Genomic DNA, 7,116 nt, shown 5'->3' on the forward strand with positions numbered 1-7,116 from the left:
CCCCGGGGCCGCCGGGGCGCCGGGCCGCCGGAGGCCGGAGGCCGGGGGCCGGAGGCCGGGGGCCAGGGGCCGGAGTCCCGAGGTGGCCGGCCGGGGCACCGGGGGCGAGGGCCGGGGTGGCCCCGCGACGCCGGGCCCGTGTGCCGTGTGCCGGAGGGCGCACCGCGCCGGGGCCCCCGGCGGCGACCGGAAGGGCGCACGGCTGACCGGCCCGCGTGCGCACGACATGACTGAGGGGCGAGCCGCGTCGTGCGCGTCCCGCCCCTCGGCCGTACGCCGTGCGCTGTCACGTCGTACCTGCCCCGCCCGGCTTACCGGGAGGGGGGAAGTCTCACTGGCCCTGTTCGTCGCGGCGGCGCTGCCACCGTTGCTCGATGCGGTTCATCACCGACCGGCGCTGTCTGGGCCTCTGCCCGGCCGCCGGGGTGCCGCGTTGCGGCTGTTCTCCGGGCTTGGGCGCCCTGCGCCAGCCGGTGACCGCGAGTACGGCACAGCCGAGCATGACGAGGAACCCGACCACACTGATCCAGATCTGCTGGGCGACCATTCCGGCCATGAGGAGCGCGATACCCACCAGAAAACCAGCGACCGCCTGGTATACCCGTCGCCGGGTGTACGTACGCAGCCCGCTTCCCTCAAGCGCTGTCGCGAACTTGGGATCTTCGGCGTACAGCGCTCGCTCCATCTGCTCGAGCATGCGCTGCTCGTGCTCCGAGAGCGGCACGGAGTCCTCCTCGTCGTCGGCCGCGGGGGCGACCGGTAAGCGGCCCTTCCAGGATAGGCAGGGATTCGCCCCCGGGAAACCCGCCCACCAGCCAGCAGCCAGTCCGTACCGCCATGTCGGTTCGGCCCTTGAGGCGTTGATTCCCCGACGGCCGATCCGTCATGCCGGATCCTGTCACCCGATCATACGGGGCCCGGGGCCGGATCGGGGGCCCGGAGCGAGAGGGGATGCGCCGGGCCGGTCACCCCCTGCGGCGCTGATCAGCCGCTCCCCCGTCACCCCGTGTTCCCCGGCGGGCCGCCGTCAGGCCCGGCGCTCTCCCAGGACGTGCAGCTGGGTGGCGACGGAATGGAAGGCGGGCAGCTCGGCGGCGGCGGCCTCCAGCTTCAGCAGGGCCTCCATCGCACCCGGTTCGGTGTCCACCAGCACACCGGGAACGAGATCGGCGAAGACCCGCACCCCGTGGACCGAGGTCACGTCGAGACCCGCGTCGCGGACCAGGCCGGAGAGCTGGTCGGCGGTGAACCTGCGGGGCACCGGATCGCCGTCCCCCCAGCGGCCGGCCGGGTCGGTGAGAGCCCGGCGGGCCTCCACGAAGTGACCGGCGAGGGCGCGCGCCAGCACGGCACCGCCCGAGCCCGCGGTGAGCAGGCTGAGCGCGCCGGACGGGCGGAGCGCCTCGACCGCGTTCCGCACGCCTTCGGCCGGCTCGTCCACGTACTCCAGGACGCCGTGGCAGAGCACCGCGTCGAAAGCGCCACGCTCCACCACGTCGAAGAGTCCGAGGATGTCGCCCTGGACACCGCGGACCCGGTCGGCGACGCCCGCCTCGTCGGCCCGGCGCTCCAGCGCGAAGAGGGCGTCGGGGCTGGGGTCGACGACGGTGACACGGTGGCCCAGCCGGGCGGCGGGCACGGCGAAGTTGCCGGTGCCGCCTCCGGTGTCCAGAACCTCCAGGCTGTCGCTGCCGGTCGCCTTCGCCTGGCGGTCGAGGGCGCCCTTGAGGACCTCCCAGACCACGGCGGTACGGAGGGAGGCGCGGGGGCGCGGCTGGTCCGACACGGCAGATGACTCCTCGGCACGGTGCCGCAGCGGGGCGGCGGAGCGTGAACAGTGCAGGTGGTGCGGGTGCGCTCCTACCCTATTGCCTCCCGTTCCCCACCTCCGTCGCCCGCGCCCCGTCCGCCGGGGACGCCGTCACCCCGCGCCGGGGCGTCCCCTCCTCGGCTGGGGGAGGGCGGGGTGGAGACTGAGCAGCCGCTCGACCAGCCGCAGGAACATCGCCACGTCGCGCAGCAGGTCGTCGGCGTCGCGCCGGCTCGCCGCGCCGGGAAGGCCCGCCTCGGCGCGGGCCCGTCGCTCGGCCCCGGCTGCGAAGAGGGCACTCCATTCGGTGAGCTCCGGCGCCGTCTCCGGGAGCACCTCCCACGCGCTGCGGATGCGTTCACGCCGGCGTTTGGTGGTCTCGGGGCGGCCACGGGCGGCGAGCACGGCGGCGGCCGCGCGCAGGGCGGCGAGGTGAGCGGTGGCGTAGCGCTCGTTGGGGGCGTCGAGAACGGCGGCCTCGGTCAGGCCGGCGTGGGCCTTGGCGAGGAGATCGAGGGCGGCAGGCGGGGCTCCGGCCCGGCGCGGGACGGGGTGCACGTCGTCGGGCGGTCCGGTCGGTGAGGGGGCAGGGCTGCCTGCGCGGCGCCGCGGGGCGGCAGCTGCGGACGAGCTGGCCATGACGATCCTCCTGTCGTCAGTGACGGCTCGATGGCCGTATGTGTCCATGGTGGCGGGTACCACTGACAATCCGGTTCAAGCCCCCTTCGACCTGGAGTTTTCCCTCGGTCCGCCCGGGCGGACCGGAGGAACGCGGTGACGCGGCCGCCCGCAGGGGTGTGCGCGGGAGCGGGGACGCCCCTTCTCGGTCAGCTCGGACTGCATGTACCCGCTGCACCGGGGGCTGTCCTTCCAGACGCTTCGGTTCGGTACCTGTCGCGCCCCGGCGCGCGGCGTCGAACCGGCCATCAGGTTCCTGCTCGCCCCCTCGCCAGGGCGACCGGGACCGGAGACAGCCGGGTCACCGGGCCTCCCCCTCCCCCCTGGCCGGTGGAGCCGACCGGTACATCGCCAAGGCGAAGCCGAGATCGTCGGACCGGGCCCCGGGGAAGACACTCCCGCAGAGCTCGCGGAACTGCTCGCGCGCGAGGTGACGGTCGCTGAGCAGGTGTGCCGGCCAAGGACGGCTGTGCCGGAAGCGCAGCTGGAACCACGCGTCGCGAAGGAGCACTCAGGTCCAGGCCGAGGACTTCCTCGAAGCCGTCCGCCAGGGCCTCGACCGCGTGTTCCGAGCCGCAGCCGGCGCCCAGAGCGCGCTCCACCTCAGCCCGAGGCCGAGCAGCCAGGCGGTGTTCCGTCCCGGGAGAAGACTCACGAAGCGGTCGTGGACGAGGGCGAACCGGTCGAAGGACCGAGGATCAGCTGTCCGCGTCATACCCGTCCCTCCCACGGCACGGCCCCCCGAGCGCCGACGCTTGTCCGAGCTCTCGTCGGACCGAACGGAAAACTCGCCACGGTTGCGGCCGGATCACGTGCACACTCACCCCGCCACACGCGCCCCGACACCTGCGCCTTTTGCTTCGGGCACGAGTTCGGGTAGCTTTTTGCACTGACCAGTCAGTTCAAAACCTGGATCGAAGCGGATCCCGGTACGGAGCAGGGGAAGCGATGACGGACGAAGAACCCGCGGGCGCACCGCACGGGGCGGCCGTGGAGGTACGCGGCCTGGGGCTGCGGGGGCCACGCGGGTGGGCGTTCCGGGACGTGGAGTTCGACGCCCCGGCCGGCACGCTCACCGCCTTGGCGGGTCCCTCGGGCTCCGGCCGTACCGCGCTGCTGCTGGCCCTCACCGGCCGGATGCGGACGACCGAGGGCCGGGCGAGCACGGGCGGCCACCCGCTCCCGGGACGGCTCGCCGCGGTCCGCCGCATCACCGCGCTCGGGCCGGTACCCGGCGTCAGCGAACTCGACCCGGCCCTGACCGTCGCCGAACACCTGCGGGAGCGCGCCCTGCTCCGGGGCCGTTGCACCGGCCCCGTCCGGGCACTGCTCCGGCCGCGCCGGGAGCGCGCGGCCGCGTGCGAGCGGATCGCCGACGCGGTGGAGGCCGCCGGCCTCGACCTCACCGCGCTGCCGAAAGCCGGGCGGACCCAGGTCCGGGACCTGGAGCGTCTGGACGCGCTGCGGCTCTCCGTCGCACTCGCCCTGCTGGACGAACCCCGGCTGCTCGCGGTCGACGACACCGGCCTCGGGCTCGACACCGCGGGCCGGGCGGCGGCCTGGGGGCTGCTGCGCGCCGTCGCCGCCCGGGGCACGACCGTGCTGGCGGTGTGCGCGGAGGCCCCGGAGGACGTGCGGTCGGTGCGTACAGGCCAGGGCGCGGGCACCGGCGGAACACCAGCCGCGACCGGCACGGTCACCGCCACCGGCACCGTGACCGACAACGACGGAAAGGGGGCCGGCGATGCGTGCGACGAGTCTGGCCGGGCTTGAGCTGAAACGCTTCGGCAGGGGGAAGCTGCCGCGCGCCGCGCTTGCCGCTCTCCTGCTGCTGCCCCTGCTGTACGGGGCGCTCTACCTCTGGTCCTTCTGGGATCCGTACGGGCACCTCGACCGGATTCCCGTCGCCCTGGTCAACGAGGACAAGGGCGCCGAACTGCCCGGGGGCGAAGCGGACCGGGCGGGCGGGAAGGCCGCCGAGCGCATCGCCGCCGGTGACGAACTCACCCGGAAGCTGCTGGACTCCAAGACCTTCGAGTGGCACCGGGTGGGCGCCGCAGAAGCCCGGCGGGGTGTCGAGGACGGCACGTACTACCTCTCGCTCACCCTGCCCGCGGACCTCAGCCGGCGGATCGCGTCGAGCGGTGGCGACTCCCCCGGGACCGGCGCCCTCCGGGTGCGCACCAACGACGCCAACAACTACATCGTCGGTCAGATATCCCGGACGGTCTTCTCCGAGATCCGTGCCGCCGCGTCGACCGCTGCCTCGCGCGGCTTCCTCGACCGGATCTTCGTCGACTTCTCCGATCTCCACGACGCGACGGCGAAGGCCGCCTCCGGCGCCGACGACCTGCACAGCGGTATCGCGACGGCCGAGCGGGGTTCGAAGGACCTCGCGGAGGGCCTCAAGGAGAGCAAGGCGGGCAGCGAGCGGCTCTCCGACGGGATCACCGCGCTCGATCGGGGCTCCGCGGATCTGCGGACCGGATCGCGGCAGGTGGCGGACGGCACCCAGCTCCTCGCCGACGAGGTCAACGAGATCGCGGCGGGCGTCCGCCCGTTCCTGGCGGACGGCGGCGAGTCCATCGGGGACACCGCCCGGCTGGTCGCCGACGCCTCGGGGACCGTGCGGGAGAACCTCGACGAACTGGTGGAGGCCGCGCCCGCCGCGGCCACGGCCGCGCACACCGCCGCGGACGACCTCGCCGCCGTGCACGCGCAGCGCTGCGAGGACGCGCCGGTGCCGGACCCTGCCGTCTGCGGCCCGCTGGAGAAGGCGGTGACGGCGGCGGCCGACGTCGCCCGGGTCGCCGACGACGTCGGGGCCCTGGTGAAGGACGAGGACGGCGATCTCGCGGCGCTGCGTACCCGGCTGACGGTATTGCAGCAGCGGGCGGAGGACCTCGCGGACCACGCCCCGGCGCTCGGCGACGACCTGGAGTCGGCGGTGGCGAAGGTCAACTCCCTCAACGCGGGCGCCCAGCGGGTCGCCGAGGGCGCCGGGACCCTGCACACCGGGCTGTCCACGGCGAAGTCCGGGGCCGCCGCGCTGGACACCGGCGTCGGCGAGCTGAAGACCGGCGCCACCGGCCTGGACAGCGGGCTGCACCGCCTGAGCGACGGTTCCACCGCCCTCGCCGACGGTCTGAGCGACGGGGCCGACCGGATTCCGGACTACGACGAGGCCGACCGCGACGCGCGTACCGGCGTGATGGCCGACCCGGTCCGTCTCGCCTCCTCGTCCCTGCACGCCGCTCCGAACTACGGCACCGGCTTCGCCCCCTACTTCATCCCGCTCTCCCTCTGGGTCGGCGCGATGGTGGCGTACATGCTGATGCAGCCGCTGAACCGGCGTGCCCTCGCGGCCGGTGCCTCCGCCCGCCGGACCGCGTTCGCGGGCTGGCTGCCGGTGGCTGCGACCGGCTTGGTCCAGGTCGCCGCGCTGATGTCGGTACTCCACTGGGGGCTGGGCCTGGAGATGGTGCATCCGGTGGCCACGGTCGGCTTCCTCGCCCTGGTGACCTGCTGCTTCGCCGCCATCGTGCAGTGGCTGAACGCCCGGTTCGGCGCCGCGGGACGGATTTTGGTGCTGGCGCTGCTGATGCTCCAGCTGACCTCGGCCGGCGGTACCTATCCCGTCCGGACCAGCCCCGGCTTCTTCGAGGCGATCCACCCCTGGATGCCGATGAGCTACGTCGTCGACGCGCTGCGCCGGCTGATCACCGGCGGCGGGTCCGGGCCCGTCCTTCAGGGCTGCGCGGTCCTGGCCGCGTTCACGGCCGGGTCCCTCGCGCTGACCGCCGTCGCCGCCCGCCGCAAGCAGGTGTGGACACTGGAACGGCTGCACCCGGAGCTGAGTCTGTGAACGGGCTCGGCGCGAACGGGCTCGGAGCACCGGCGGACCTGTGAGAATCGACCTCATGGAAAGCAGTGGCACCACGCGCCGCCAGGCGACCCGGCAGAAGCTCTACGAGGCGGCCGTGACCCTCATCGCCGAGAAGGGTTTCTCGGCGACCACGGTGGACGAGATCGCCGAGCGGGCCAAAGTGGCCAAGGGCACGGTGTACTACAACTTCAAGAGCAAGACCGAGCTCTTCGAAGAGCTGCTGCGGCACGGCGTCGGTCTGCTGACCGCCGCGCTGCGGGCGGCTGCCGACGAGACCGCCGCCCGCGGCGGGACCCGGGTGGCCGCGCTGGACGCGATGATCCGGGCGGGTCTGGCCTTCATCGACCGCTACCCGGCCTTCACCCAGCTGTACGTGGCCGAGCTCTGGCGCACCAACCGGGCCTGGCAGGCGACCCTCCTGGTGGTGCGCCAGGAGGCGGTCGCCGTGGTGGAGGACGAGCTGCGGGCCGGGGTGGAGAACGGCGAGCTGAGTGCGGAGATCGACATCCCGCTGACCGCCGCCGCCCTGGTCGGGATGGTGCTGGTGGCGGCCCTCGACTGGCAGGCCTTCCAGCCCGAACGGTCGCTCGACGAGGTCCACTCGGCGCTGTCGCTGCTGCTGCACGGCCGGGTCAGCGGGCGCTGACAGCGGCGGCCCGCAGCCCGCAGCCCGCAGCCCGCAGCCCGCAGCAAGGACGCACCGCGGCAGCGGAAAAGACGCCGGTCCGGTGGAGTTCGATCC

The 7,116-nt window shown here is 74.0% G+C and carries 6 protein-coding genes; 3 read left to right on the top strand and 3 right to left on the bottom strand.

Translation table 11 applies throughout. From position 1 onward, the window contains the following. Positions 1–331 precede the first annotated feature (331 nt). The 3 genes from ACFWEP_RS29150 to ACFWEP_RS29160 all read right to left on the bottom strand — a co-directional run bounded on the left by ACFWEP_RS29150 (position 332) and on the right by ACFWEP_RS29160 (position 2,449). On the bottom strand, positions 332–724 hold the full coding sequence (locus ACFWEP_RS29150) for a DUF3040 domain-containing protein (RefSeq protein WP_328722185.1): 393 nt from the start codon (positions 722–724) through the stop codon (positions 332–334). A gap of 303 nt (positions 725–1,027) precedes the next feature. Continuing rightward, entirely contained in the window at positions 1,028–1,786 is a 759-nt protein-coding gene (locus tag ACFWEP_RS29155) for a methyltransferase (protein WP_387374433.1), read from the bottom strand. Positions 1,787–1,921: 135 nt separating this feature from the next. Next, entirely contained in the window at positions 1,922–2,449 is a 528-nt protein-coding gene (locus ACFWEP_RS29160; RefSeq protein ID WP_387374435.1) for an SAV_6107 family HEPN domain-containing protein, read from the bottom strand. Positions 2,450–3,436: 987 nt separating this feature from the next. Between ACFWEP_RS29160 and ACFWEP_RS29165 the strand changes: the two genes are divergently transcribed. From ACFWEP_RS29165 to ACFWEP_RS29175, 3 genes are read left to right on the top strand one after another with little or no spacing between them, the layout of a single operon-like run. Further along, positions 3,437–4,261: an ATP-binding cassette domain-containing protein gene (locus ACFWEP_RS29165; RefSeq protein ID WP_387374437.1), complete on the top strand. Its 825-nt coding sequence runs from the start codon at positions 3,437–3,439 to the stop codon at positions 4,259–4,261. Then, a complete protein-coding gene (locus ACFWEP_RS29170) occupies positions 4,233–6,353 on the top strand; it encodes a YhgE/Pip family protein (protein WP_387374439.1) in 2,121 nt (706 codons plus the stop codon). The genes ACFWEP_RS29165 and ACFWEP_RS29170 overlap by 29 nt, the downstream gene beginning before the upstream one ends. 55 nt (positions 6,354–6,408) lie before the next feature. Then, a complete protein-coding gene (locus tag ACFWEP_RS29175) occupies positions 6,409–7,020 on the top strand; it encodes a TetR/AcrR family transcriptional regulator (RefSeq protein ID WP_387374441.1) in 612 nt (203 codons plus the stop codon). Positions 7,021–7,116: the final 96 nt, after the last annotated feature.

Source organism: Streptomyces sp. NPDC060198 (assembly GCF_042728415.1).
Lineage (GTDB): Bacteria > Actinomycetota > Actinomycetes > Streptomycetales > Streptomycetaceae > Streptomyces.

Coding starts and splice junctions, on each gene's coding strand:
- ACFWEP_RS29175 (WP_387374441.1), top strand. CDS start 6,409: ATGGAAAGCAGTGGCACCACGCGCCGCCAGGCGACCCGGCAGAAGCTC.
- ACFWEP_RS29165 (WP_387374437.1), top strand. CDS start 3,437: ATGACGGACGAAGAACCCGCGGGCGCACCGCACGGGGCGGCCGTGGAG.
- ACFWEP_RS29170 (WP_387374439.1), top strand. CDS start 4,233: ATGCGTGCGACGAGTCTGGCCGGGCTTGAGCTGAAACGCTTCGGCAGG.
- ACFWEP_RS29160 (WP_387374435.1), bottom strand. CDS start 2,449: ATGGCCAGCTCGTCCGCAGCTGCCGCCCCGCGGCGCCGCGCAGGCAGC.